The organism is Niabella sp. ZPM-14, assembly GCF_055693045.2.
Window position 1 is genome coordinate 463,750 of sequence record NZ_CM181148.1, and the last position, 26,573, is coordinate 490,322.

Annotated in this window: 20 protein-coding genes and 1 tRNA gene; 9 read left to right on the forward strand and 12 right to left on the reverse strand. The window is 45.9% G+C overall.

Features of this window, described 5'->3' with window-relative positions; all coding sequences use genetic code 11:
• Positions 1 to 23: 23 nt before the first annotated feature.
• The 4 genes from ACU37H_RS01795 to ACU37H_RS01810 form a co-directional block, all read right to left on the reverse strand.
• Entirely contained in the window at positions 24 to 554 is a 531-nt protein-coding gene (locus ACU37H_RS01795; protein ID WP_472702649.1) for a hypothetical protein, read from the reverse strand.
• A 51-nt stretch (positions 555 to 605) separates the two neighbouring features.
• A complete protein-coding gene (locus ACU37H_RS01800) occupies positions 606 to 875 on the reverse strand; it encodes a hypothetical protein (RefSeq protein ID WP_472702650.1) in 270 nt (89 codons plus the stop codon).
• A gap of 36 nt (positions 876 to 911) precedes the next feature.
• Positions 912 to 1,064, reverse strand: a complete 153-nt coding sequence (locus ACU37H_RS01805; RefSeq protein WP_494407579.1) for a hypothetical protein — start codon at positions 1,062 to 1,064, stop codon at positions 912 to 914.
• Between the two features lie 171 nt (positions 1,065 to 1,235).
• A complete protein-coding gene (locus ACU37H_RS01810) occupies positions 1,236 to 1,646 on the reverse strand; it encodes a hypothetical protein (RefSeq protein ID WP_472702651.1) in 411 nt (136 codons plus the stop codon).
• 1,873 nt (positions 1,647 to 3,519) lie between these two features.
• Between ACU37H_RS01810 and ACU37H_RS01815 the strand changes: the two genes are divergently transcribed.
• Positions 3,520 to 5,565 carry a beta strand repeat-containing protein gene (locus ACU37H_RS01815; protein WP_472702652.1) on the forward strand — a complete coding sequence of 682 codons (2,046 nt, stop codon included), beginning with the start codon at positions 3,520 to 3,522 and terminating at the stop codon, positions 5,563 to 5,565.
• A gap of 424 nt (positions 5,566 to 5,989) precedes the next feature.
• Positions 5,990 to 6,286, forward strand: coding sequence for a response regulator (locus ACU37H_RS01820; protein WP_494407621.1), 297 nt, complete (start codon positions 5,990 to 5,992; stop codon positions 6,284 to 6,286).
• A 67-nt stretch (positions 6,287 to 6,353) separates the two neighbouring features.
• Here the strand turns inward: ACU37H_RS01820 and ACU37H_RS01825 are convergent, their stop codons facing one another.
• Both ACU37H_RS01825 and ACU37H_RS01830 read right to left on the reverse strand, forming a co-directional pair.
• Positions 6,354 to 7,565, reverse strand: coding sequence for a tyrosine-type recombinase/integrase (locus tag ACU37H_RS01825; protein ID WP_472702653.1), 1,212 nt, complete (start codon positions 7,563 to 7,565; stop codon positions 6,354 to 6,356).
• 174 nt (positions 7,566 to 7,739) lie between these two features.
• Positions 7,740 to 7,813, reverse strand: a tRNA-Asp gene (locus ACU37H_RS01830).
• Between the two features lie 88 nt (positions 7,814 to 7,901).
• Between ACU37H_RS01830 and ACU37H_RS01835 the strand changes: the two genes are divergently transcribed.
• From ACU37H_RS01835 to ACU37H_RS01865, 7 genes are all read left to right on the forward strand, one after another.
• Positions 7,902 to 8,420: a HEAT-like fold family protein gene (locus ACU37H_RS01835; protein WP_472702654.1), complete on the forward strand. Its 519-nt coding sequence runs from the start codon at positions 7,902 to 7,904 to the stop codon at positions 8,418 to 8,420.
• A 212-nt stretch (positions 8,421 to 8,632) separates the two neighbouring features.
• Positions 8,633 to 9,988, forward strand: a complete 1,356-nt coding sequence (locus ACU37H_RS01840) for a serine hydrolase domain-containing protein (protein ID WP_472702655.1) — start codon at positions 8,633 to 8,635, stop codon at positions 9,986 to 9,988.
• Between the two features lie 123 nt (positions 9,989 to 10,111).
• Positions 10,112 to 11,602: an NAD(P)H-hydrate dehydratase gene (locus tag ACU37H_RS01845; RefSeq protein ID WP_472702656.1), complete on the forward strand. Its 1,491-nt coding sequence runs from the start codon at positions 10,112 to 10,114 to the stop codon at positions 11,600 to 11,602.
• Positions 11,603 to 12,083: 481 nt separating this feature from the next.
• Positions 12,084 to 12,998: an NAD(P)/FAD-dependent oxidoreductase gene (locus tag ACU37H_RS01850; protein WP_472702657.1), complete on the forward strand. Its 915-nt coding sequence runs from the start codon at positions 12,084 to 12,086 to the stop codon at positions 12,996 to 12,998.
• A 179-nt stretch (positions 12,999 to 13,177) separates the two neighbouring features.
• Positions 13,178 to 13,810: a peroxiredoxin gene (locus ACU37H_RS01855; RefSeq protein WP_472702658.1), complete on the forward strand. Its 633-nt coding sequence runs from the start codon at positions 13,178 to 13,180 to the stop codon at positions 13,808 to 13,810.
• 11 nt (positions 13,811 to 13,821) lie between these two features.
• Positions 13,822 to 14,136 carry a thioredoxin family protein gene (locus ACU37H_RS01860; RefSeq protein ID WP_472702659.1) on the forward strand — a complete coding sequence of 105 codons (315 nt, stop codon included), beginning with the start codon at positions 13,822 to 13,824 and terminating at the stop codon, positions 14,134 to 14,136.
• Entirely contained in the window at positions 14,117 to 14,362 is a 246-nt protein-coding gene (locus tag ACU37H_RS01865; RefSeq protein ID WP_472702660.1) for a DUF6952 family protein, read from the forward strand. Before ACU37H_RS01860 ends, ACU37H_RS01865 begins: the two co-directional genes overlap by 20 nt.
• Positions 14,363 to 14,563: 201 nt before the next feature.
• Here ACU37H_RS01865 and ACU37H_RS01870 read toward each other — a convergent pair whose 3' ends face one another.
• From ACU37H_RS01870 to ACU37H_RS01895, 6 genes are all read right to left on the reverse strand, one after another.
• The gene (locus ACU37H_RS01870; RefSeq protein WP_472702661.1) at positions 14,564 to 15,964 is read right to left on the reverse strand and encodes an arylsulfatase B; all 1,401 of its coding nucleotides are present in this window, start codon (positions 15,962 to 15,964) and stop codon (positions 14,564 to 14,566) included.
• 110 nt (positions 15,965 to 16,074) lie between these two features.
• Positions 16,075 to 20,160, reverse strand: a complete 4,086-nt coding sequence (locus ACU37H_RS01875; protein WP_472702662.1) for a hybrid sensor histidine kinase/response regulator transcription factor — start codon at positions 20,158 to 20,160, stop codon at positions 16,075 to 16,077.
• Positions 20,161 to 20,172: 12 nt separating this feature from the next.
• Entirely contained in the window at positions 20,173 to 21,594 is a 1,422-nt protein-coding gene (locus ACU37H_RS01880) for a sulfatase (RefSeq protein WP_472702663.1), read from the reverse strand.
• 147 nt (positions 21,595 to 21,741) lie between these two features.
• Entirely contained in the window at positions 21,742 to 23,118 is a 1,377-nt protein-coding gene (locus tag ACU37H_RS01885; RefSeq protein ID WP_472702664.1) for a sulfatase family protein, read from the reverse strand.
• Positions 23,119 to 23,121: 3 nt separating this feature from the next.
• Positions 23,122 to 24,435, reverse strand: a complete 1,314-nt coding sequence (locus tag ACU37H_RS01890) for an alkaline phosphatase family protein (RefSeq protein WP_472702665.1) — start codon at positions 24,433 to 24,435, stop codon at positions 23,122 to 23,124.
• A 4-nt stretch (positions 24,436 to 24,439) separates the two neighbouring features.
• Positions 24,440 to 26,569 (reverse strand): arylsulfatase, encoded by a 2,130-nt coding sequence (locus tag ACU37H_RS01895; RefSeq protein WP_472702666.1) that lies wholly within the window; start codon positions 26,567 to 26,569, stop codon positions 24,440 to 24,442.
• Between the last annotated feature and the right edge of the window lie 4 nt (positions 26,570 to 26,573).

Below are 26,573 nucleotides of genomic sequence, written 5' to 3' on the forward strand. Positions count from 1 at the left end.
AATAATCAATTTGTTATAAATTATTAATTGGCCAGCCGCACATGAACACCGAGCGATGCTTCCTTAAGAGAATGATAACCTACGGATATCCCTATTGCGCCGCCAAAGTAATATGCTACATATCCACCAAATCCTCCAACTGTCCGTTTACTTTTTACGTAGTGATAAGAATCATCAGTAAAGCGACCATCCAGATAATTCGTGTAGTACTTTCTATACCCGACTGACCCAACTATCCCAAGCGCAATAGAATTGCTTAAAAATCTCTCAAAAGTACCATCTATTGTTTGCAGATAATCTCCGGTCCCAGACTGAGTGTCACCATAATTGGACAAACGCTCATTTACAGACTTTCCTTTTTGTCCATTTTGCTGCGATGCAACTCCTAGGGAGAAGGCATTCTTGCCTTTAACATAGCCTAATCCGCCGTGCGCAGTTTTATTGGTTGAATAAGCGATGTAAAAGGAAAACCCTCTATCAGCTTTATCCGATTGCCCGAGGCAGATGGTTACGGCTAATAACATGGCTTTGGAGAGAAGTAACCTAAAAAGCATAATCTGTTTTGGTTTATATAAAATTTGGAATTTATCGAATGTACTTGGTTGTTAAAGTTTAAATTGCAATATTAGCGAAATCAGAGCGATCGCTAACGATGCAACAGATATTATGAGAGGGATTCTATATCGATGCGTGTCTAATTTCTCACTACGCCTCTTTTCCCGCGATTCTTCAATAAGCTTTTTTGCTTTCGCATGTGCCTTTGAAGTTTCCTTATCTCTCTTTTCTTTTTCCTTTGCCGCCTTCTCCCTGGCGTCAACCATATATTTATCCATGATTCTATGATCATTGCTGTCGGTCGTTAATTTTGGCATCATACAAAATAATTTTAGGCTCCCTAAGATAGGATTATTTCACCGGATCCAAAACAGCCTCCTCAGTGCCACCAACATCTCAAACCTGCAGCTGGCGACCAGATCGCTCATTTCTTTGTTTTTTAAGAGCTCGATATTTTCTGCCACGAACTTCGCTGCATCATTATGCGTCGTGTCCGCGTCTATCTTCACAACCTTCGGAATATTAATTCCAGAAAAGAATTTATCAAGCTGGGAAATTTTTACTTGGGATGGTCTCATGGCTATGAAGGACAATGCTCCCGTTTTTAAATGTGGGAACTGATTGCTTATAGGATTTTTTCTTTATCGTAAAAAAATGGCAAGGCTATGTCTCAACTTCTCTTAAAGTTTAAAAGGTTGAGTGAGAGATTCAGTAACTGTCACTGGGAAGCCGAACACATAAACTGCGCCGGTAGCTTTCAATATTAAATTTCCACTTTTTATAGTGTCCATTTTTACTTTCCCAATTAGCTTGATTTGATAAGCGCCGTTTTCTTCTACGATACTTTCAGTAAAAAGAACCACCTCTTTTTTCAGAGGTATTTTCGTTGAAAACTTTTTATTCAATATAGGTAAATTCCCTATAGGCGTTGAAAGTTTGACTTGTACTGTAGCGGTAAGTGTTTGCTTGGGCTCGTCGTATTTGCCTACTACTTTTGCGGTGAGTTTAAAGTCGTTCACATTCGACTTTCTTTTTTTGGCTGCCTTTACAATAATAGGTTTTGGTAAAGGGCTTGCTTTTTGTGTAGCCATAGTTGGTTGTGTTAAGTTGTTAAAAATTATCTCATAAATAGCCTTGCCACAAATCGAAAATATCAATAATTATTTAAATTGACTCTTAATTATTTGAAAGTCAGCCTAAATCAAGCCAGTGGTGTCTTTTGTGCGTCGAAAAAGTAGAGGCTGCGTCAATCTACTTATGATGGTTCCTAAAAACAGTTGAAAGTGCTAATTTAGTGACAGGAAATTAAAGTTTAAAACTCGTCCCTGGTAATCTTGCCGGGGGCTATTTATTCAAATGATTTTCATAAAAAAGTTAGATGTTAAGCTTCGGTAGTCTTGCCGGGGCTTTTTATTTCATCAAAAGTTTTAAATTAGCTAGTGAATAATCTTCGAGAGTTCGCGCTGGTATTCTTGCCGGCGCTTTCTTAATTAAGCAAACCGCATTGGATCCTTTTCCTGATCAACTTTTTCCTCAATGTTCTCCTATAGCTTTTCCCCTAACTGATGCGTGCTTTATTAATTATCTGACGCCTCAAGCCCTCGCTGCTCAAGTAACTCATCCGCCGCAGCGCATGTTTCATAATCGTCGCGTTTAAGCGCACGGAGAAATAATATAATTAGGGATAGATCCGAAAGGTCAGCGGCCTTTAAGTACGGTATTCGTTGATCTTTTGGTAGATTACTAACGGTACGACCAATATGATCCGATAGGTCGTAATATTCTATCTGGCTCGCTTTACTGGATAGGTATTTTGGATTTGGTATGTCTAGCATTTGATCGGTTTAGTCAATCAAATATATAAAAAATAAAAATCATTTTTTTCGGATTGATTTTAATACGCAATAAGCAGTTTCCTAAATGAGCGCTTCCACGGTACGCTCTAGAATATTTTAAGAGCGGATACCGGTATGCAAATGGTTATATGCCCAACCAAGTAACAGACAAGTGTAGAAAAATATTTATATATATCATTTTATGAATTTATATATTTTTCATATATTTGACGGAATAGGTTATTAGAGTAGTAACATCCCCTGGTATTCTTACCGGGGGATGTCATTTCACTACTTCAACGCCTTGACTACGTCAATCCCAACTTATAACAGTAGAAAACGTTACCTTGGCTTATGTACAAATTGCATTATTTAAACATATTCGCCTTGATATTCTTATCGAGGCGTTTCATTATTTAATATTTTAGCTCTCAACTAGTAATAGTCCAGCCCTCGGCATTTTGCCGTGGGCATTTTTTAGGGATATTTTCATCTGAAAGTGAAAATATTTTTTATACGTTTTTGCAAAAGGTTGCAGACATTCCAGATCTACATATCAATGAGAGGCTCGCCTCTCAATGAATGTTATTGCGTCGCTATATATCGATTTCAAATCACTTCAATGTTCTTATATTTGAGAATATGTTATAATTTAGAAAATTGCCCCTGGTATTCTTGCTAGGGGCTTCTATTTTGAGGACAAAAGGCACTAAATTAGTTGGGTGAATTAATTTCATTGAGAGTTCGCACCGGTATTTTTGCCGGCACTTTTTTTAATGCAATAAACATATAAGTGGGTATATTTGAGTAGCACAAAGGTTACCCTTTCCCACAATAGTAGTTGGACGTTTTCATAAGTAATAGAATGCTCTTTCTATCCGATAATTATCAAAACGGCTTCTTTATCTCAGCTCTAAACCTAGAAAATGGCTATTCTATCGAAAAATTTAGCCTGCCCATCGAATCGCTTACATTATTAGTCGTGTTGTGAATAGCTTTGTAAACAACGGCCCTGAGGTTCTGCATCAAACTTAATTTTTAAATAAAAAGAACAAAATCAAAGCAAACTTTCTCGGTTGCAGGATTGAAAATATGACCATATTCATTCAACTATTCTAAACTATAATTCATGAACAGCTATCAAGCAAAATCCCTTTTCTTTTTGTTATTTGGTTTTATCAGCTTCGCGTCAATTGCTCAAACAACGAGATACGTAAAACCTGCGCCGACCGGCACGGGTGATGGTTCCTCTTGGGCTAATGCCTCTGCCAGTATACAAACGATGATCACTGCATCCGCTGCGGGAGATTCCATCTTTGTAGCAAAAGGCACTTACACCCGCACGTCGGGAACCTTTCTCCTGCGTATGAAGGAAGGCGTAAAAATCTATGGAAGTTTCCAGGGCACTGAAACTTCTTTGAGTCAGCGCGTCATCGGAACGGCCGCCGCTGACAGTAGTCGCCTGAACGGCAACGGCAGCCCGACGATCAGCAATAACACTACGCTATCAACAGCTGCTGTACTGGACGGGTTTTTTCTGACGAATACTACTGCCAGAAACATAGAAAACAATCTGGGTGGTGCCACTTCTGTTCATGGTGATGCCAGCTTCAGTAACCTGATCATCGCTAACGGAAGAGGAGCTACCGGTGCCGGTATTTATAACGCCTATAGCAGCCCGACCTTCGCCAATGTGGTATTCAGAAATAATGTTGCTACCAGCAACGGTGGAGCGATGTATAACATTAACGCATCAAGTCCCACTTTAAACAACGTCACTTTTGAAAATAATTCCAGTTCGGCAAATGGTGGCGCTATGTTTAACCAGGGTGGCGCAGGTCCTTCAGACCCTATTCTTACTAATGTTATTTTCAGAAATAACACGGCTGTCGCGGGGGGCGGTATCTACAATAACAGCACCAGCCCCACTTTAAACAGTGTGCTTTTTGAAGGCAATACAGCCGGAAGAGGGGGCGGTTTATATAACTACCTGAATGCTAACCCTGTCTTAAATGATGTTAGAGTTATTGGAAACACAGCAACAGATGCAACCGTCGGTTATGGTGGCGGCGGTATCATGAATCATTCGGCTCGCCCTACTTTAAACCGTGTCTTTGTCAGCGGCAACAGATCGGCTTCGGAAGGAGGCGGTATTTCCAACAGGGACAATGCCTACCCCACCTTGAATAACGTGGTGATCAGTGGAAATTACAGCGCAAGAACTGGGGGTGGTATTTACGTTACGACCAGCAATTCAGGCGGAAGCCTTACACTTACCAATACCACCATCGCCGGCAACTATGCTGCAACAAGCGGCGGTGGTATCTATAACGGAACAAGTGTTGCAACCTTTCAACCCCAGATCAGGAACACCATTGTGTATGGCAACAATGCTACCACAGGCCCGAATGTGATCAATTCGTCCAGCATGACCTTCACCAGCTCTTTGGTACAGGGTAGCGGAGGCAGCGCTGCCTGGGCAACCGGCTTTGGTACCAATGGAGGAAACAACATCGACGCTGATCCACAGTTCGTCGCGCCGGTGCCTGCCACTACCGCGGGACCTACTACAGAAGGCAATTATAGCCTGCAAGGGCCCAGCAGTCCGGCAAACGATGCGGGCTCTAATGCCTATTCCAGCAATTACGGTACTACCGATATTTCCGGAAACCCCCGCGTACAAAACAGCATCGTGAATATGGGTGCTTACGAAGCATTTAACGTAGCACTTCCCGTGAAATTTGGCAGCCTGTCGGCGAGGGTGCAGAACAACATCCTGACCGTCAACTGGCAGTCACTTACTGAAACCAATAATGATCATTTCGAAATTGAAGCTTCTGCCGATGGCAAAAAATTCACTAAGATCGGAACAGTTGCTTCAAAAGCCGTTGATGGCAATTCAGATGCGAGCTTAAACTATGAAGAAAGTGTATCGCTTAATGGTGTTGCCATAGCGGGCGCTTCCCTTCTTTTGTTTTTTGCTGGAGGCTTGTTCAGAAAAAGAAAACTTTTATTTTCATTCCTGCTGCTGATTTCTATTAGCTCAATCCTATACAGTTGTACTCGTTCTAAAGATGCAATCTCGAGCTATGAAGGAAAAATATATGTCCGTGTTAAACAAGTGGACAAGGACGGCAAAGCAAGTTATTCACAAGTAGTTTCAGCGATAAGATAATTCTCTAACAGATCCTGTTGAAGCACAAAACCCAATGGTTTTGTGCTTTTTACGTAGCTATTCTTGCAAGGTTTTGGCATGTAGTTTAGGCAAAGATGATAAATACGCATGGAACTTCCGGAAGCTTAACGGGATCCTAACGAGGAAAGCTAGTGTTCTTGTTTAAAGCCGTTCAACGTAGCCAGAGATTAAGAAGGCTGATAAAAGCTACGATTTAATGAAAATAAAACTGTAAATTAGTGCGAGCTATACCTGTCTATAATAGAGTATGCTTCTTTATCCCTCAACTACGTTGAGGGTTTTTAAATTCTGCTCTAGTTAGGTAATGGGAAATTACATGATTTTTGATTTCCAAATCACCGTGCGTAACATGTATCAAAAATCAATACTAATTGTCGACGACAATAAATATATTCTTGACGCGATGCAACTTATTTTCGAAGCAAAGCCTTTTCAAATTTTCCCATGCAAAACGATGAAATGTTTTAGATCAGAAATTGGAAAAAAGATGCCAGATTTAATTTTACTGGACGTTCAGTTACCTGATGGAAACGGTTTAGATCTATGCAAGGAATTGAAAGAGCGGTCAGAGACAAAGCACATTCCCATAATCATGTTGACTACATACCGGCAGGAATCAAATGGTACTTGTTACCCCGATGCATATATTGAAAAGCCGTTTAATTTAAGCACATTCGAAAAGACAGTTGATAGATATTAAGATGGGAGCCCGATTTAAGTTGACACTGTAGCGATCCTTTAGGCTTTACTCAGCTTATTCAGCCAGCCTACATAACATTGCCCAATTTCGACGCCTCCTGCCTGAGTTTATCCTGTTTCAAATGCAGATAGGTTTCAATCGTCTTTTTTGACTTTACACCCAGCATCGCCATGGCCGGCCGGTCCTCAATCCCGGCATCGACTATTAAACCGCCCATGGTGTGCCTCCCAACGTGGCTCGTGAGATTCATCGTGATTCCGACGTGCGCCGCCAAAATTTTTAGATGATTATTAAATGTGGTCCGATAATTTTTGGCGCTCACCGGCGGCAACTTGTATTCAATAGCTTTCTGAATGTATCGCCGCTGGCGATCTGTTGTAAGGGGAATGTTGGCCGTGTTGTTATGGCGCCTGGTCTTGTGCGGATTGAACTGGAGATCACCGACATCATTAAAGAAGCAGTCATCGAGAATCATTGCGTCTGAAATACGCATGCCGGATACACACATGGCAAGGAATCTCCAGCCGATGGCTTTGGCCTTATAAGAAAGGTTGACGTTCGTTAGAAGTAAATTCTCAATAGCATCTACCTGCTTAATGTCAAGCCATTTGATATTATCCAGGTTCTGTTCGTAGGATCCGACATCAAACTTCTTAAAAGGATTTTCATCAGGAATAATAACATCTGCTTTTATAGCCTCATTATAGACCATCCTTACAAACCCCAGGGCTTTCCAGATACTGTTTTTCTCAAGATGCGAGTGATCCTTTTTTTTATAACCATGCTGAAGCCATACTTTATACTTTTCGAGGAATGAGACAGTCACCTGGTTGAAATGCAATACCGGCACGTAGATCTGCATTCGTTTAATCTCATCACGATATCTGCGCTTGGTATCCTCGGAATATTCCTTTCCATCCTTCAATCTTTTCGTATTGATTATGTGTTCGGCAAATTCATAAAAGTTTTCAAACGCAGAGTTGCTTTTGAGATACACGGAAAGCACGGATTCGTTAATAGGTAGCCCGAATGTTTGACGCTTTAATACGAAAGTCGTGTGCTTCACAATCCGACTATCCAGGATAGCGTTGATCATGTTGGCATTGGCGGCCCCGGAAGACAATCTCCGTTTTTTGGGGTCCCAATCAGACTTGCTTACTCGGTGACGGATCTTATCAATTCCGACATGTTTGCGTTGGTAATCTAAACGGATGTAAAGGCGGCATAGGCCAGCTTTGTTAGGAGCGCTGAGCTCCGGATAAATGTTAATAGCTTCCATAAATTTTTCTTTAAAAAGTGTGGAGCACGCGTGGAGCAGTTGTGGAGCAAAACGTATAACATTTTACTATTTACGCCTACTTATGCGCACTTAAACTTACGGGGGCTATCTCCCTTTAATGCAGAAAGTCAGCGATTTACGCTGACTTTCAATACACTTCTTTTGAAGAAGGAGCGGACTGGACGGGACTCGAACCCGCGACCTCCGCCGTGACAGGGCGGCATTCTAACCAACTGAACTACCAATCCGTTTCAAATTGGGAGTGCAAATATAATCGCTTTTTGATTACTGCCAAACATTTTTAAAAAAACTTTGAAAGTTATTTATTTTGGTTGCATGAATCTGCTGTCAATACTGGAAATGCCCTATACCAAACAACAGGCAAACGAGATCGTTCACTGGGTGGGCAAGGATCAAAAACGTTTCAACCAACTCCTGAAACTTTTCTTAGAAGGCGATCAACGGATCACACAGCGCGCTTCCTGGCCCCTGAGTTATTGCGTAGCCAATCACCCCCCGCTGATCAACAAACATTATCCCCTGCTACTTGCCGAACTCAACGCCGGCAACCGGCCGGCAGCTATCCGGAGAAATATCTTACGCGCGTTTGACCAATTGGAGACATTGCCCGAAGTGCATCACGGAACAATCATGGATGCCTGCTTTCGTTTTATCTCTGATCCTGATGAAGCCATCGCGGCCCAGGCATTCGCATTAGGCATCTTATCCAAACTGGGTAAAGTGTATCCTGAAATACTACCGGAGCTGCACACCATCATCGAGATGCGCCTGCCTGATGCAGCGCCCGCTTTTATCTCACGAGCCAAAAAGATCATTCGTCAGCGAAGCTCATGACCGGCACCTTGAAAAAGACCCTTTAATACAGTTGGTCTTTTTCAGAATGCCAATACAATGCAGCACTCACTGGTCAGGTATCAGGAAAACAGCCTTCGGCGCTTTTATATGCGTAATAAAACTTTCTCTGTTAAAATCCATCAAATATTTATCAAATTTTAGGGTTTTAGATACCTATACATTTACATTTGCGGCTTAAAAAAAGTAGCATCTTGAGACGATACATTATTCCTCTTTGCCTGGCTGTATTATTGTTCGGTTGTAAATCTGAATCTGCTGAACCCAAAGTGACCCGTACCGACTCAGTTTTTGTAAAACTTCCGCCCCCGGAAAAAATACCGGAAGCGGAGCTGGCTACCTACACCAACCGGCTCAGTCATCTCTTCGATCAAAAGCTCATCAATCGCAATTTTAACGGGGCTATCATCGTTGCCAAAGGAGGAAATATTGTCTACGAAAAATATATAGGCTTTACTGATCCCAGAGCCAAAACGACACCGATCACAGACAGCACTTCCTTTCACCTGGCATCGACCAGTAAACCTTTTACTGCCGTCGCCATCCTGAAGCTGGTGCAACAGAGCAAGATTCACCTGGATGATGATATGACGCGCTTCTTTCCTGCCTTCCCCTACCCCGGCGTCACCGTCAGGCATTTGCTGAGCCATCGAAGTGGCCTGCCCAATTACCTGTACATAATGGAAGACAAAGAAAAATGGCCGGCCAGCCAAATGGTCTCCAACCAGGATGTGCTCGACTTTATGATCAAATACAAACCCGATCTCAGCTACAGGACGGGTACGCATTTCAGCTATTGCAACACTAACTATGTATTGCTGGCTCTGATCATCGAGAAGATGTCGGGAAAGCCTTATCCGCAATACATGGCTGAGACGATATTTAAGCCGCTCCGCATGGACCATACATTTGTATACACTCCTACTGACAGCGGCCGGGTGATCATGTCTTACAAACCATCAGGCGCTTTATGGGACCAGGACATCTTTGATCATACTTATGGCGATAAGAATATTTACAGCACGCCCCGCGATATGCTGAAATGGGATGCTGCTTTATACACCAAGCAATTTATCCGGCAATCATTGCTCGACTCAGCTTATCAACCGATGAGCAATGAAACACCGTCTACGCACAACTACGGATTAGGGTGGCGCATGCTAACCTTATCCAATGGCAAAAAGGTCATCTATCACAACGGTAAATGGCATGGCTTTAATCCGGCCTTCGCCCGTTTACTGGATGAAAAAGCGGTGATCGTTATACTGGGCAATCAATACAATAGTAATATCTACACAGTGGCAAAGTATGCTTATAATGTTTTTGGTGATTATCTGCAAAACGATCCGTTTGTAGACGAAGAAGCTACCGCTCCGGCGCCGGTGATAGTTCCTAAAAAGGTAACCAAACCTCCGGTAAAGAAAGCAGCGGTCAACTCTAAAGCCAGGCCCCAATCGCCTGCCAGAAAGACTTCGTCCAAAACAACGAAGCCCTCATCCAAAAAGACAACGACCACTTCCAGAAAATCTTCCACGAAAAAGAAAGCGTAATAGACTGACTTCATCGGCTTCGCCGGTCTCGTTGGTCTAAAGCATACCGTGGCTGTCTTCCCGTAAAACCAGGTGCACCTTAAAGAGAGAAACCTTTTACCTTTATGGGTATAAAGCACTTGTATGAAACTGCTGACAACAGAACAGATCAAAGCCTGGGATACATTTACGATGCAGCATGAACCGATCGCTTCAATCGACCTGATGGAGCGCGCGGCCGGCGCCTGTGTGGACTGGATTATGAGGCGTTACGCTCACCGCAGCTTTGTTATCGTGTGTGGCAGCGGTAACAATGGCGGCGACGGATTGGCCATCGCCCGCCTGCTTCATCAGGGCGGACACAGGGTGCAGGTGATTCTTTTAAACAATCCGGGCACCGGTAGCAGTGACTTTACGACTAATTACCAACGGCTGACCGGCTTACCCGCTATTCCCATTAATCAATGGCAGGCAGGCGGTTCCTTATCCCTATCAAAAGATGACGTTATTATAGACGCTTTGTTTGGAACAGGTTTAAACCGTCCGCTTGAAGGACTGGCGAAACAGTTAGTCGAACATCTTAACCGCCTGACACAAGATATCATATCCATCGATCTGCCTTCCGGGCTTCCAAACGATCGGTCAGTCCGGGGATGTACGGTGATCAACGCACAACACACGCTCACCTTTCAATGCCTTAAAATAGCCTTACTGTTACCTGAAAACGAAAAGCATTTCGGGCAGGTACATGTATTAGACATTGGATTGCATCCGGGATATCCGGCCACGATCGACACGCAGTTCGAGCTGGTCAATGCCCAGCTGGTGGCTTCCTTGACCAAACCCCGCAACGCTTTTTCCCACAAAGGAACTTTCGGGCACGCGTTGATCATTGCCGGCAGTTATGGTAAAATGGGCGCAGCCGTATTATCCACCAAAGCTTGCTTGCGTAGCGGCGTCGGTCTGGTTACTATACATGTACCTTCCAACGGCGTGGACATCCTGCAGATCAGTGCGCCGGAAGCCATGTGTCGCATTGACACCGACACCAACATTGTTACTAACATTGAGTATGATCTTACACCTTACGCTGCCATTGGTATTGGCCCGGGCATTGGCACAGCACCGGCAACCGAATCAATGGTATTGAATCTGATCCGCGATCACGCAAAGCCCCTGGTGATCGATGCCGATGCATTGAACATTTTGTCGTCGCAACAGGAAGTACTGTCAAGTCTGCCGCCACAAACGATTCTTACACCACATCCCAAAGAGTTTAGTCGCCTGTTTGGCGATCAAAAAGATGATATGGAACGAATCAACAACGCTTTGCAACAGGCAAAGGAGTTGTCTGTGGTCATCGTGTTAAAAGGTCATCACACGCTTATTGCAACGCCTTCTGGCAAAGGCTATTTCAACACTACCGGGAACGCTGGTATGGCCAAAGGTGGAAGCGGCGATGTACTGACCGGAATCCTTACCGGGCTGCTGGCGCAGGGTTACACGCCCGAAAACGCAGCTATCATTGGCGTTTATCTTCATGGGCTGGCTGGGGACAATGCCGCTGCTCAGCATGGGATGACGGCTATGACCGCGGGAAATATCATTGAAGCGCTGAAACATCCTTCACTGTAAGCCAGGTCATAATTAGAAATGCAGGGTGCATAACATTTTTTCTTTTTATGTGATTTTTTACCGAAAAGCACGCAGAGTAGGAAGTTGTTTAACCCTTTGAATATTTTTCAGCAGAACATTTCACAATAATATCCTCATTCAAACTGAAGCGAAGCGCCCGCCCGTGCCGGGACGGACGGGAAGAAATCCCAGCTAACCCGGTCAGACGGAGACCGTCAGACCGTTTCTGTACGCGAGCGCCAATCCAATCATCGGATGAGAAAGCGCTACCAGTGCCAGGAATTAGTGCGGGGCCGCTGAAGCCACAAAGACCGGTATGAAATATCGCTCTTATTGACACACATGATCCGGCTCCGTCCCTTTCGCAGCATGAAAAAAGTTTAAACAGCGCTCAGGATAAAAATGTTATGCACCAAAAAAATGCAACATAGTTGCGTTTTCACATACAATTACCTAACTTTGCCTCCACAATCGAAAAAGTATGAAATCGTCAAATTACGATGTGATCATTATCGGAGGCAGCTACGCAGGTCTTTCGGCAGCTATGTCTTTGGGCAGGTCTTTAAGACAGGTGTTGATCATTGATGAAGGAAAGCCATGCAACAGGCAGACACCTCACTCTCACAATTTTCTTACGCAGGACGGTGCCACACCAGCAGCTATCTCAGCGCTGGCGCGGGAACAAGTGGCTTTGTATCCGTCGATATCCTTACTGGAAGACATCGCAACAGACGGCCGGAAGTGGGACGATGGTTTTGAGATTATTACTGCGGGCGGCAAAAAGATCTACTCTGAAAAGCTCATTTTCGCAACAGGCATTAAAGACGAGTTACCGGCCATTGATGGGTTGGCGGCCTGCTGGGGTATATCCGTCATTCATTGCCCTTATTGCCATGGGTACGAATTCAGAAACGCGCCTACAGCGATCATGGTGAAAGGCGAGCGGGCCATGCACCTCGCTTCATTAGTCCGCAACCTGACGGACCAACTCACGATTTTGACCAATGGTCCATCCGAGTTCACTGCTGAACAGTCAGACCTGCTGCAACGCAACCAGATATCGGTGATTGAGCAGCCCGTCCGCAAGATCGATCATGAAAATGGACATGTGAAACAGGTCCATTTCGATGGCGCCGATCCCGTTTCTTTCGAAGCGATTTATGCAGCTGCGCCATTCAGTCAGCATACAACTATTCCGGAATCGCTGGGATGCTCGCTTACAGAAAACGGTCACATCAGCGTGGACAATTTTCAGAAAACAGCTGTGGCGGGCGTGTATGCCTGCGGTGATTGTGCCAGCCCCATGCGCGCCGTGTCCAACGCCGTAGCTACCGGGAACCTGGCAGGTGCGATGGTGAATATGGAGCTGGCCAACGCCCGGTTTCATCAGCAATAATATCATTATTATAATCTATGATGTATGATCAAGGAATAGATTTTATCTATAAGACAATCGGAAAATACAATGAAGATTTACAGCCATTCCTTTTGTACCAGCTCCTGAAATGAATACTTTTGCGCGGCATAAAACGATCGCTGCCATTGAATGAACCTAACATTTAAATTTTATTCAACATGGCATTAACAGGTAAAAAAGCCCCGCACTTCATTTCAGGTGCAGTTATTAACGGAGAAGAGATTGTTGACAATTTTTCCCTCGACCAGTACATCGGAAAGAAACACGTCATTCTGTTTTTCTACCCTAAGGATTTCACCTTTGTATGTCCTACAGAGATTCACGCCTTCCAGGAAAAGCTGGCTGAATTCGAGAAAAGAAACACCGTTGTGATCGGATGTTCTACCGACACCGAAGAAACACATCTTGCATGGTTGAGCACGGCTAAAGAAAACGGAGGCATTGAAGGCGTGACCTACCCGATCATCGCTGATGCATCCAAAGTAATTTCAATGAATTACGGCGTGCTGGCAGGAGCTTATTCTTTTGACAGCGAGAGCGGCCAGTGGTCTTTCAACGGCGCGCCCGTGGCTTATCGCGGCACTTTCCTGATTGACAAAGAAGGTATTGTAAGGCACGAATCAATCAACGATCTTCCATTGGGACGTAACATCGACGAATACCTCCGCCTGCTGGACGCCCAGTTGCATGTCGAGAAATTTGGCGAGGTATGTCCTGCCAACTGGGAAGAAGGTGAAGAGGCGATGAAAGCAACCAACGAGGGCGTTGCTGAATATTTTTCAAGAAACTAAAACAGAGCGATATGTTAATAGAGTTAGAAAGTGATAATCTTCAGGAAATTGTTGCCCAACATCCTAAGGTGGTGGTACAGTATTCTGCAGGATGGTGTGGAAACTGCCGCCTGATGAAACCTAAATTTAAAAGATTGTCGGGCGAGCATGAGCCGGTTGTGTTCGTGATAGCCGACGCGGAGAAGTTTCCCTTGAGCCGCAAACTGGCGTCGGTAAACAACCTGCCAACATTTGCAGGATTCAGCAACGGATCGCTGCTCAGCCAGGTGCAAACGAATAAAGAAGAACAATTAAAAACACTTATCCATGAAGTTACCGGTAATTAGACAGATACAACGCCACTGTTCTCCTGAGCAAATTGAGCAGACGATTGTGGTGTTGGAAGCTATCAGCGAAGCTTCATCGCTTAAAGAAACAGAGCTGGATGTGATCGGCGAGCTGATATCCAATTGCTGCGGTGCGATTGAAGTGCACGAAATGATCGCCGCAGGGCAGTCTGAAAAAGATGCGCTCAATGGCTTTATGAAAAAAGTCATGAGTTCCATTGACTGATCGATTTAATCCCCCATTGTCCCATACATTACAGTAAGGCCCGCTTCCGGCGGGCCTTCACTTGTATATAAAGATCTTAAACTAATAACATTCTCACTTCTTATTAAAGGAATCCAACGAGGTAACGCAACAGATCCAATCGTGGCAATGTGTTATCAAGACCTGAAAGGCCCACCTGATTATAAACTACGCCACCAGCGTTTACTTTTTAATATTCCATTCAGCAGGCGCTTTAAAGGTTTTACGCCCCTGGCCATAGGGAGGCACCTGAACAGAGCTTTTTATCTCGTCATAGGGTTGTACCAGGTTTGCCAATTCGCGGTATTTGTCGGGGTTGGCATTGCGGACATTCTTCTTTTCAAAGGGATCCGTTACGATATTGTACAATACATCTTCGGTATGCTTCATCTTTTCATTGCCGCTATTGGCCTTTACGATCTTCCAGTCTCCGGAGATCAAACTACCATGTCCGAGGTAGAGATCGCGCATAACCGTTTGCCGGTTCTTTAAAGAAGTAAGAATATTCATGCCATCTTTCTTTTTGCCGGCGGAAGCTTGCACACCGGCTACCGCACACAGCGTGGGCAACACATCTACATAACCACAAAGCTGCTCACTCTTCCATCCGCCTTTGAAACCGTCAGGCCATTTAATCACGGCTGTCGCGCGCACACCGCCATCCCATTCCTGGAATTTCTCGCCTTTCAGATCGCCGCTGCTGCCCCCCGCATTAGGCTCTGCACCATTGTCACTTTGAAACAGCACCAGCGTGTTATCTTCCACCCCTGCTTCTTTCAGGGCAGCGAGGATGCGCCCGATGCCGTCGTCCATGCAACTGACCATCGCTGAGTAGGTTTGACGACGGGTATTACCGTGCCCCTGTTCTTTCGGGCCTTTTGCATCAAACGTAGGTTTGGACGGATCAAAGCCATATTTCAGCAGATCTGCTTTCTTCGCCTGCAGCGGCCCGTGAGGCGCATTGTAAGCGATGTACAGAAAAAACGGTCCGTCTTTTTTATATTGCCTGATACACTTAACCGCTTCATCACTAATCAGGTCTGTCGAGTAGCCCTTATCATAGCTGGTATTCCAGTCATTATGCCAATCCAGCTCCCCCTCCCTTTCATGCGTGAAATAATCGATAGCGCCATTATAGTGACCATAAAAATGGGTGAATCCCCTGCTTAAAGGAAGATACTTTCTTGCCGAATGTCCCAGGTGCCATTTCCCGATCGCGGCGCGGTTTTTATAGCCCGCATCGGCCAGGTACTGGGGCAAAAAACGTTCTGTAGTATCGATGCCGAAATCCAGCCAGGGAGCAATAACATTATCACGCAATCCAAAACGCTCGGGATACCTGCCAGTCATCAGGCCGGCGCGCGTGGGAGAACAGATCGGTGATACATAGTACCTGTCTAAAACAACGCCTTCCTTTGCCAGGCGGTCGATATGGGGTGTGCGAATATCACTGTTGTGAAAACCCACATCGCCCCAACCGAGGTCGTCTGCAACAATCACTATAATATTCGGCTTCTGTTGCGCGTGAACAGCGAATGTGCCCAGGCTCCATAGCAGCATAGCTGTCTTTAAAAAATGTTTCATCCGTTTATATTTTTCTGCTTTATGTGTTCTTGAATCCGCAAGACCCCAAAACCACTCATCAGCTTTCATCTACGAGCCGTTGGGGCGGGTTCATTCTGTATGAACCTTAATCATTTTTTCTTCGCCGGAACATCGTTTGCGAGGAGCTCGTCTACGCGGCCAAAATCTCCATCCTGGAACTTTTCCAGGAATTCACTGGGCGTTAATTTGAACTGTTGTATGAAACAGCGTGAAAAATAGGAAGGCGAGTTAAACCCGGTCTTGTAGCCCACTTCGGAGATATTGTATTCACCGGAGATCAGCAACTTCGCGGCCATCCGCAATCGCACCAGGCGGATAAATTCATTCGGCACATGACCCGTTACCGCTTTCACTTTCTTGTGCAATGTGGAGCGGCTCATCGACATCTCGCGGCTCAGCTCTTCGACGGACAACCGGTAATCATCGATCCTCGCTTCTACAATGCCCGTGATCGTTTCAATAAATTTCTTATCGTGGGTATTGGTGGTGATCGTGCCGATATCCGCAAGAGGCTGCTGATTAAATTTCTCCTTCAGGCGGTAGCGGGTCTCTAAGAGGTTCCTGACCAACGCCGTAATATGTTTCCATTTGAAAGGCTTGACCACATAGGCGTCGGCCCCGCTTTCTATCCCCTGCAATTCAGAATCGCTGTTGCCTTTTGCCGTCAGCAGGATCACGGGAATATGACTAAAGTCAATGCTGTTCTTGATCTTAGTGCATAAGGTCATCCCGTCCATTTCGGGCATCATCACATCTGACAACACCAGCTCCACCGGCTGTATCTCTAATATCTTCAGGGCTTCCACGCCGTTGGTAGCTGAAAAGGTATGATAGCCTTCCCCTTTAAAATTAGTGACGATGAAGTCCAGCATATTAAGATCGTCTTCTACGATCAGAATGCCGGGCTTAGCCTGATCAGCACCGGCCTCATCCGTTTCTTCAAGAACGGGCGCTTGTCGCTGTTCGAAGGGTATCGTGAGGATAAAGGTCGTCTGTGTTCCAGGCCTGCTTTCCACATGCAAAGCCCCTTCATGCTTTTCTGCCAAGGCCTTGGCGAGTGATAGCCCGATTCCGGTGCCACCAATATTTTTGATCTTATGTTCCGGCGACGACACTTTGAAGAAAGGTGTAAATACATGTTGCAATTCTCCTTGCGGAATACCTACACCGTCGTCTGAAACGCAGACAGACACTGTCTTTTGCGCTTCCTGGTGTGCATCGGGCAGGCTGATCTTTATCTCAACATAGGACTTCGCAAATTTGAAAGCATTGATCAGCAGGTTGCTCAATATTTTTTGAAGTGCTTCCGCATCGGCATTCACATGAAGCTGGTTGGCCTCGGTAGACATATTGAAGCGGATACCCTTTTGAGAAGCAATCGGTGAAAATCTTGAATACAATGATTGAATATAGGACACCAGCTCCAGCCGTTCCTTTTTTATCGTATAGATATCGCTCTCAATACGCCGGAAATCGAGCAACTGGTTCACGAGTGTTAAGAGTCGTTGCGTATTCTGCTCCATCACATTGAGCTGCTGCACGGTTTCCGGCTTGTTCTCAATGGTCAGCAACTTCTCTAACGGCGCCATGATCAGGGACAAAGGCGTCCTGATCTCGTGGGCCATTGTCGTAAAGAAATCAATCTTTTGCTGATAAAACTCGTGCTCCTTCTGTGCTTTCAGGCGTTCGAGCCGGATCACATTTTTATGCTGCTCTCTTCTCTTAAAATAATTTTTAAGCAGCCAGACCCCTACCGCGATCAATACCAGGTACAGGATATAAGCGAAGGTGGTCCGGTAAAAAGGAGGCTTCACCGTAACTTTTATAGCAGTGACCGCGTCGTTCCAGTTGCCATACACGTCTGTGGCCTTCACTTTAAAGGTATAGTTACCCGGCGGCAGATTGGTATAAGTCGCGTTACGCTGCGTACCAACGGCGTTCCAGTTATCATCAAAGCCTTCCATTTTATAAGCATACTGGATCCTGTCGGGATCGGTATAATTTAATGCGGCGTATTCGAAACTGACAACAGATTGGTTATGCGCTAATGTTACTACATCAGCATATCCCGGTGACTGGGCCAGCGGCGACTTCTTCTCACCGAAGGCTACCTCGTTATTGAACAACTTGAAATTGGTCAGCACGAGGTTGTTTTCGTCTGGCACCAGCTTTAACTGGCTGGGATAGAAAGTGCTGAACCCGTTGATACCGCCCATTAACATCCTTCCGTCAGATCCGCAATAGTAGGCATTGTAATTATAAAGCCGGTTATTGAAGTTTCCAGAATTTGCAAAAGATAAAACGCGGAATGGTTCTTCCGAGAATTTAAGGATACCATCGTTGGTGGACAACCATAATCCGCCGGCTTTATCCTGCAGCACGCCAAATACTACGGAAGCCATTCCCGGCTTTCCCATAAAGCTGGTGAAGGATTGTTTTTTAATGTCGAATTTATTCAACCCTCCTCCATCTGTTCCCAGCCAAAGGTTGCCCACGCCGTCATCATGCAAGGAGATGACGCGGTTGGAGCTGATGGCGGAATTTCCCGTTGAATACCGGACCCAGCCGGACGTACCGGCTTTCCTGCAGACAATACCATTCTCGTAAGTCGCCACCCAGATATTACCGGGCAGGTCTTCATACACTTCGTAGATACAGCTGTTCTGCAGGTCCATCCCCGTGATCCTTATAAAAGCATCTTTTTCTTTATCGTAAAGATTCAGGCCTTTGACGGTGCCTACCCAGATATTGCCGCTGCGGTCTTCATTAATGGTATAGACACTGTTACTGCTTAGAGAACTAGGGTCGGCTACATTGCTGGTATAACGCTTAATCTTCCCCGTTTTAAGATCGATCACATTAAGGCCGCCACTGAAAGTACCCACCCACAGATTGCCGGATCTATCCTTATACAACGCATGAATGTTGCTGTAGGACAACTTCTCCTGCTGGGGACTGAAAGGATATCTTTTGAATTTGCCCGTATGAGCGTCAAAATAGTTGAGGCCGCCATTTTCTGTGCCTACCCAGAAATAACCAGGCTTGTCTTCCAAAAAACAGCTTACAGCTTTTCCTGACAAGCCATCCGCAGCGCCGGTATGATAATAAAAATTGAAACCCGGACCACCTTCCGTGAAATAGTTAACACCGCCAAAAAAAGTCCCTACCCAAATGCCGCCTTCGCGGTCGGGATAGATTGAATAGACCGCATTATCGCTGATACTGAACGGATCATTGGTGTTATTGGTATAGTATTGAAAAGTATCCTGCGCAATATCGAGCACGTTCAATCCTTTTTCAGTGCCGACATACAATTTGCTCCCATCGGGCTGATAGATGGCGCGGACAATATTATCGCTGATAGCACCCGGTCCGCCCGCTTTGTAGGTTTTGAAACGGCGTTCTTCCTTATTCCAGCAAACAAGGCCACCTGATAATGTTCCTACCCAGATATTACCGCGCAAGTCTTTGTAAAGCGATAAAATAAAATTACTGGAGATATGCTGATCGGTCGTCCCGGCTTTAATATTGGTTACCGCGCCGGTTTTCGGGTTCAATATATCAACACCTTCACCAAACGTACCAATCCAGATATTGCCGGCATCGTCTTGCTGCAATCTCCTTACCTGGTTATTGGAAATAGCCCGTTGACCGCCATTCTTATGGTAATTAAAAAAATGATTTCTCGATGGGTCATACCGGTAAAGCCCGCTGCTCCTGGTTCCTACCCACATCGTGCCTTTATCATCTTTGATGATGGAAAAGATCAGGTCACTGCCTAACGCTTTAATTTTTGTAAACCGGTCCTTCACCAGATCCAGCACATATAACCCATCTTCTGTTCCTACCCAAAAACGCGTACTGTCGTATCGGCATATGGAATGGATAAAGCTATTACCCGATGTGGGTGACGGATTCATCCGGGCCTGGTATACTTTGAAAGTATGCCCGTCAAAACGATTGAGTCCGTTCTTGGTCCCGAACCACATATATCCTTTATCGTCTTGTATGATGTTCCATACCGTGTTGGACGACATGCCGTTGTTGACGCTATAATTCCTGAACAACACCTGCTGGGCCGTAGTCGCTATGCTGATGGCCATAGCCAACAAGAACAGCAGGGGCCATTTTTTGAATGCTCCTTTATCAAGCGATATCGTTGTTCCCGGCTTCAAGCGTTGAAGGGTTTAGGCTTTTTTCTTTTTAATTTTTACAGCATGTGTATTGGGAACTTCGGCGTTCACTTCTTTTTTCCAACGCTCCAGGGCTGCTTTTAATTCTTTTACTTTTTGTGGCTGTGCGGCAGCGATATCGTTTTGTTCAGAGGGGTCTTTGGACAAATCATACAGCTCCGTTTTTCCATCCGCGTAAAAATAAAGTAATTTATAATTCCCCATCCTTACAGCGCTGCACATTCTTGGCACCCACTTACCGGTTTCAGAAGGATAGTGCCAGAATAAAGCATCTCTTCCCTCCCATGGCTGTCCTTTAAACACTTTTAAAATGCTTTTTCCGTCTACCATGTTGCCCGGCTTATTTTTAGTTCCGGCCATTTCCAAAAATGTAGGATAGAAATCAATACCACAAACGGGTGTGTTAGACACGCTGCCGGGTTTGATGGCTGCAGGCCAGCGCGCGATCAGGTTTTCCCGGATCCCCCCTTCATACAACCATGATTTACCCAGCTTTAAAACGCCATTGTTGGCAAAGCCCGCTACCCCACCGTTGTCTGAAAAGAAGATCACGAGCGTGTTATCTTCCAGGCCATGCTTCTTCAATGTTTTTAAGATGCCACCAACGCCGCTGTCAATGCTTTCAATCATAGCAGCCAGGTAAGGATTGTCGCCGTGTTTACCTTCATGACGGTTATTGTCGGGTGCATCATATGTTCTGGCAGCTGCGCCGGCTCCGTACTTTGTGTCAAACTTGTCCCTGTATTTTTTTACCAGGTGTTCGGGTGCGTCCAACCTGGTGTGCACGCTGTAGAAAGACAGGTATAGGAAAAACGGTTGATCTTTATTGCGCTCAATAAAACCAGAGGCCTCTTTACACTGGCGATCGGTCAGGTATTCGCCCTCTTCTCCGGTATCAAAAGTGGCTACTTTGTCGTAGGGATAAAAATAATCTCCGTCAGCAATATACTTGGTTTCAGAGCCAATCACTTCATGAAAACCATGTTGTTGCGGGTTGCCGACAGGATTTTTAAACTTTGTATCCAGGTGCCATTTTCCCACGATGCCCGTGTGATATCCTGCATCTGCCAGGGCTTCATTTAAAGTGTAATACTTTGCCGGGTCGAGATAGCGCGGTGCTTCGTTATCCAGGAAGTCCGTGATCCGGATGCGGGCCGGGTATTGTCCGGTAATAAATCCTGCACGGGCGGGCGAACAGATGGGCGCTGCGGAATAAGCCTGCGTGAAGCGCATACCTTCTGCCGCCAGCTGGTCCAGGTGCGGTGTTTCATTGAATGTGTTGCCATAACTACCCAACTCGGAAGAGCCGAGATCGTCTGCAAGTATGAATATAATATTGGGCTTTTTCTGTGCCTGTAACGTCAGTGAAACAAGGGTTAGCAAAGAAAGAAAGAAGGACCATTTAATCAGTTTCATTCGTAAATATTTATTGATTTTATCGATCTGATCTTCACCGGATCGATGGGTTTCGGGATAGTATCTTTTGATGATCACATATGGAACAACGGAATCATTGTGCTTCGTGATCGTGCAGGCTCAATTCTGTTTTGAGCAATCCTGCTGTTATTTGTTTTTCTTCTTTTCGTAGTGAATATCCATGGAGGCGCCGGTATCTCCCTGTTGCTCCATCCATTTGCGAAGCTGGGCCGTGTATTCGCGGATAGTGGTTTTATACTTAGGATCATCTGCCAGGTTATTCAACTCGTAAGGATCTTTTTTAAGATCATAAAATTCAACGGCCGGATGATGAACGATGCGATCGATCAATTGCTGATCTTTTTTATTGCCGGCTGCCTGCGCCACCCATCCATGCCAATAGCTATCTTTTTTATTGGGATTCATCATATACTTGATATGATAATTCTTGTCAGGAGTCAGATTGAGCAGCAACTTATATTGTGTTGTTCTGATACTGCGCATCGGGTAAGCAGGCCCCTCGGGTATATTGTTGTGTATACCGAATGCGTAATCACGGGCTTTGATTGACTTATTTTTAAGAACCGGTAAAAAGCTCTTACCGTCCAAAGAAGCGATGGGTTTCCCGCCGGCAATATCTACGAAAGTCGGTGTCACATCTTCGTACTGCACGATCGCTTCTGTTTGCGTTGCGGGCTTCACCACGCCCGGCCAGCGAACGATCATTGAGCTTTTCTGACCCGCGTCCCAGAGCGTCCATTTACCGCCCGGGAACTGCGCGCCCTGTTCGCCCAGGAATATGAGGATGGTATTTTTGTCCTGGCCGGTTTCTTTCAGCAGATTCATAATATCTCCCACCTGGTTGTCCAGGCGTCTTACTTCTGCCAGGTATTTCCGGAACTGCTCACGCGTCTCTTTGGTATCCACCCAATGAGGCGGCAGCTGCAACTGATCTGCATTGAATTCAGACGGATCGCCTACGGTCCAGGGTGCATGAGGATTGATGCTCATAACAAACAGGCAATACGGATTTTTTTGCCTGGTGATAAACTGGCGGATATCACTGAGCTGATAATCGTCGGTAGGCGCCACACAATTGGGCTGAAAGCCTTCAATAAACTGAAACGGGAAGACGGACTCCGGTTTCGTGCTATGATTTTTACCGGTCAACGCCACGGTGTAGTCCAGGTCGCCTAAATAATGGCAAACGCTTTTCAGGTTATCGAACACACCTTTGTGGTTTTGAAAAGAACCGTGCCTTGCGGGATACAAACCCGTGAACAGCGACGCTCTTGTCGGCACGCACATGGCTTCTGAAGCGATCATATGGTTGAACAACATGCCTTCAGAGGCCAGCTGGTCAATATGCGTGGTTTTCAGGTTTTTACCTCCGTAACAACTTAGCTGCCGGGAATCCAGATCATCAGCCATGATCACCACTATATTGGGACGATCCGTTCCCTTCTGAGCCAACGACACCAACGGAAAGCAGATCAATAACCAACTTAAATATCTAACTATCATACGCTAATTTTTTAATACTTTATTTTTCAGTTCAGGCGCCACCGTTTTAAATGGAAGGCCCAGTATATTGCTGATCAGGGCAGACATATCCGTCAGCGCCAGGTGGTCAACCGTTGCACCGGATTTGAACGAAGGTCCCTGACCAATAAAGCCGGTGAATAACTCGGGCATGCGTGGATCATGGCCATGAGAGCCATTGACCGCTTTGCGGGCCCTGATCAACGGCCCATCAGTATTGCCGTTCAGAGCGGAACCATTGTCTGCGGCCAGCGCCAGCGCTACTTCGGGATTGACCCCCATCTTATCCAGTTCCGCGCGTTCAATCACCCTGAAATATTTTTGATCTGCAGCGGGAACGTCCCTGAGGAGCTGCATCACCTGCTTCAGCGTTTGCCGGTCATTTTTGTCTTTCAGATATAAGAAAGCAGATCCACCCGTGGAAAGAAAACGCGCTTTCCAATCATTATCATTGATCAGTCCGGCTTTTTGCAATAAAGTGTTGGGGGCAATATTGCGTTTCACTGAAACAAAACCATGATCGCCGGTGATGATCACATCCGTATTGCTAAGCAAGCCCGCCTGTTCGTAAGCAGACAATACACTACCCAACATACTGTCGATTACCGATAACGCATGCTGTACCGCTTCACCCTCGCGTCCGACATCATGCTGCGCATGATCGAGCCCGATAAAATGAACTGCCATCAGCTCCGGTTGTTTGGTCTTGATGATGTAGGCAGCCATCTTACCAATGGTCTTATCCATATGATCGTGGTTGAAATCTTTGGGCGATAAGGTGCCGATGGACGGCTGCATTTCATCCAGCAAACCGGCCGGCGTTACAAAGGGTTTGGTCACCGACAGCTGATCGGTTTTTTCGTCGTTATCGGCGCGTCTTACAGGGAAATTATAATCGATAGGCGCACCTACGGTTACGGGCCACATCACGGCGCCAGATTTCAACCCTGCTTTTCTAACTGCGTCCCAAATCGTGGGTACTTTGATTGCACTTTCATCCCAGTACCAGGCACCATTCTTTGAATCAAAGGGCACATTGTAATAAATACCATGACGTCCAGGCAATTCACCGCTAATAATCGAGGTGTGAGACGGATAGGTCACCGAAGGAAACACGCTGCTTACGCCATCGGCGGACACGCCTTTGCTTTGTAAACCTTTAAGCACCGGCGCTTTCCACATCTCATTTTTGTAGAAGTCTGGCCGGAAGCCATCAATACTTACCAGGAGCACATGCTTTTTCTGAGCAGAAGCAAGGCCCGGGATCAACAGACTAAGAAACAACAATCGTCGTAACATATCACTAATTTTTTACGGTGTTCAGTTCAACATCATCCACCCAAAGCTTATCACCAGCTTTCAATGTGCCGAAATAAAGCGCCAGCCGGTAATTACCATCTTCGGGCGCCGGGCTTGACACAAAGCGATAATTTTTGAGGGCATTTCCTGAATGAATATTTTCGTTAAGGATCTTTTCAGCATTTCCTCCCGCTTTTTCGAGGCGGGCAAAATACGCCGCTGTACCGGCCGCTTTCGCTTTGAATTTTATTTCGAAGCGTTCACCTTTTTTTACAGGAAAGGTCCAACTCATATTGACGGCCGCTGGCTTGTTGCCAGGCTTTTTCATAGTGATCAGCGCCGACTTCTTCCCGGAGATCCTGGCCGTCTCATCGATATTAATGGTTGCAACTGCATCGTCCGCCACTTTCACACCCCACCCGCCGAGGTTATCATCGAAGCTGCCGTTAATCACGCGCCGGTAGGCCCTCATTCTCACATTGTACTCCCGCGTGTCCAGCGGAAAGGCGCCGATGCTGTGCGCCCACTGATCCCAATCCTTATACATCTGCTTCACACGCTCGGGATGCTGTTGGCTGAGGTCATGCATTTCGGTGGGGTCTGCGTCCATGTCGTAAAGCTGTAAAGCCGCTTCATCAAACCGGTGGTCCTCTTCTGTCTTGGCAACGAGTTTCCATTTGCCATCCCGCAGCGCGATATTGGCTTCGTGTTCCCAATATACTTTCCCGCGATGATTGGATTGAGCAGTGAAGTGGGGCAACAAGCTTTTGCCCTGCATCGGAACAATAGTGTGACCTTTGAATTTAGCCGGGTAAGTGGCACGCGCCACATCGGCGCAGGTGGCCATAATATCTGTCAGATGACCATACTCTGTAACGAACTGATCATTTAGTTCTTTTTTAACGCCGTTGGGCCAGTGCACGATCAGGGGTGTTGCGATACCGCCTTCGTGTGTAAAGTGCTTATACTCTTTGTACGGCGTGCTGCTGACGTTGGCCCAGTTGATGCGGTAACTTTCAAAAGTGGCTTCGGTACCATCGACCGCTTTGCTTTTGCCGCTGCTGATATATTCGGCGCAAGCCCCGTTATCACTCAGGAAAAAAATAAGTGTATTATCTAATTGTCCTGCTTTTTCCAGGCTCGCTACGATCCGGCCGATACCCTGGTCCATGATATCGATCTGCGCCGCATAGATCGCCATGCGCATGCTCATTTCTTCTTTTTCTTTTTCACCGATCGAAGTCCAGGCAGGTATTTTTTCGTCACGCGGCGTCAGTACTGCCTTTTCATCAAAAAGACCGATCTGCTTCTGGCGCTGGAATCGTTCCTCCCGGATGGCATCCCATCCTTTACGGTAGGTGTTTTTATATTTTTCGATCACCTCTTTCGGTGCATGCAGGGGCCAGTGAGGCGAGGTATAAGCCACATACATAAAGAATGGCTGATCGCTCTTGGCTGCGACATGATCTTCGATATACTTCACACTGGTGTCGCTGATAGCGTCTGTGAGGTAAAAATTTTCAGAAGCTTTATATCTTTTGTTATTGCTGTAGATGACCGGTGTATAATAATTGGCACCTCCGGGGATAATACCAAAATACCTGTCGAATCCACGTTGTACCGGCCAATTGTCCGTCACATAGCCATCGATCTTTCTTTCATTAGTGAGGTGCCATTTGCCGGTCATGTAGGTGCTATAGCCAGACGGCTTCAACACTTCTGCAATCGTGACGCATTGATTGTTCAGATCGTCCTGGTAAGCGGGTGTGCCCAGATCGGCCGCCGCCATCCAGCCCATGCCCGCCTGATGCGGATAAAGACCCGTAACCAACGAGGCCCTGGTAGGGCAACAGCGTGCAGCGTTATAAAATTGTTTGTAGCGAAGACCTTCTTTGGCCAGCTGATTCAGATGAGGCGTTTCCACCTCTCCACCATAACAACCGATATCTGAAAAGCCCATGTCATCGGCCATGATAAGAATGATATTAGGTCGCTGCTTTTGCTGCGCACTGGCATGCAAGGAACTGATGAACAGCAAGAGGGTAATGATACGGATCTGCATTGTGCTTTTAGACCTTTGATTGAAGAGGAAGTTTAACAGGTGCCGGATTTTATAACACGCTGTTGTTGCCATTACC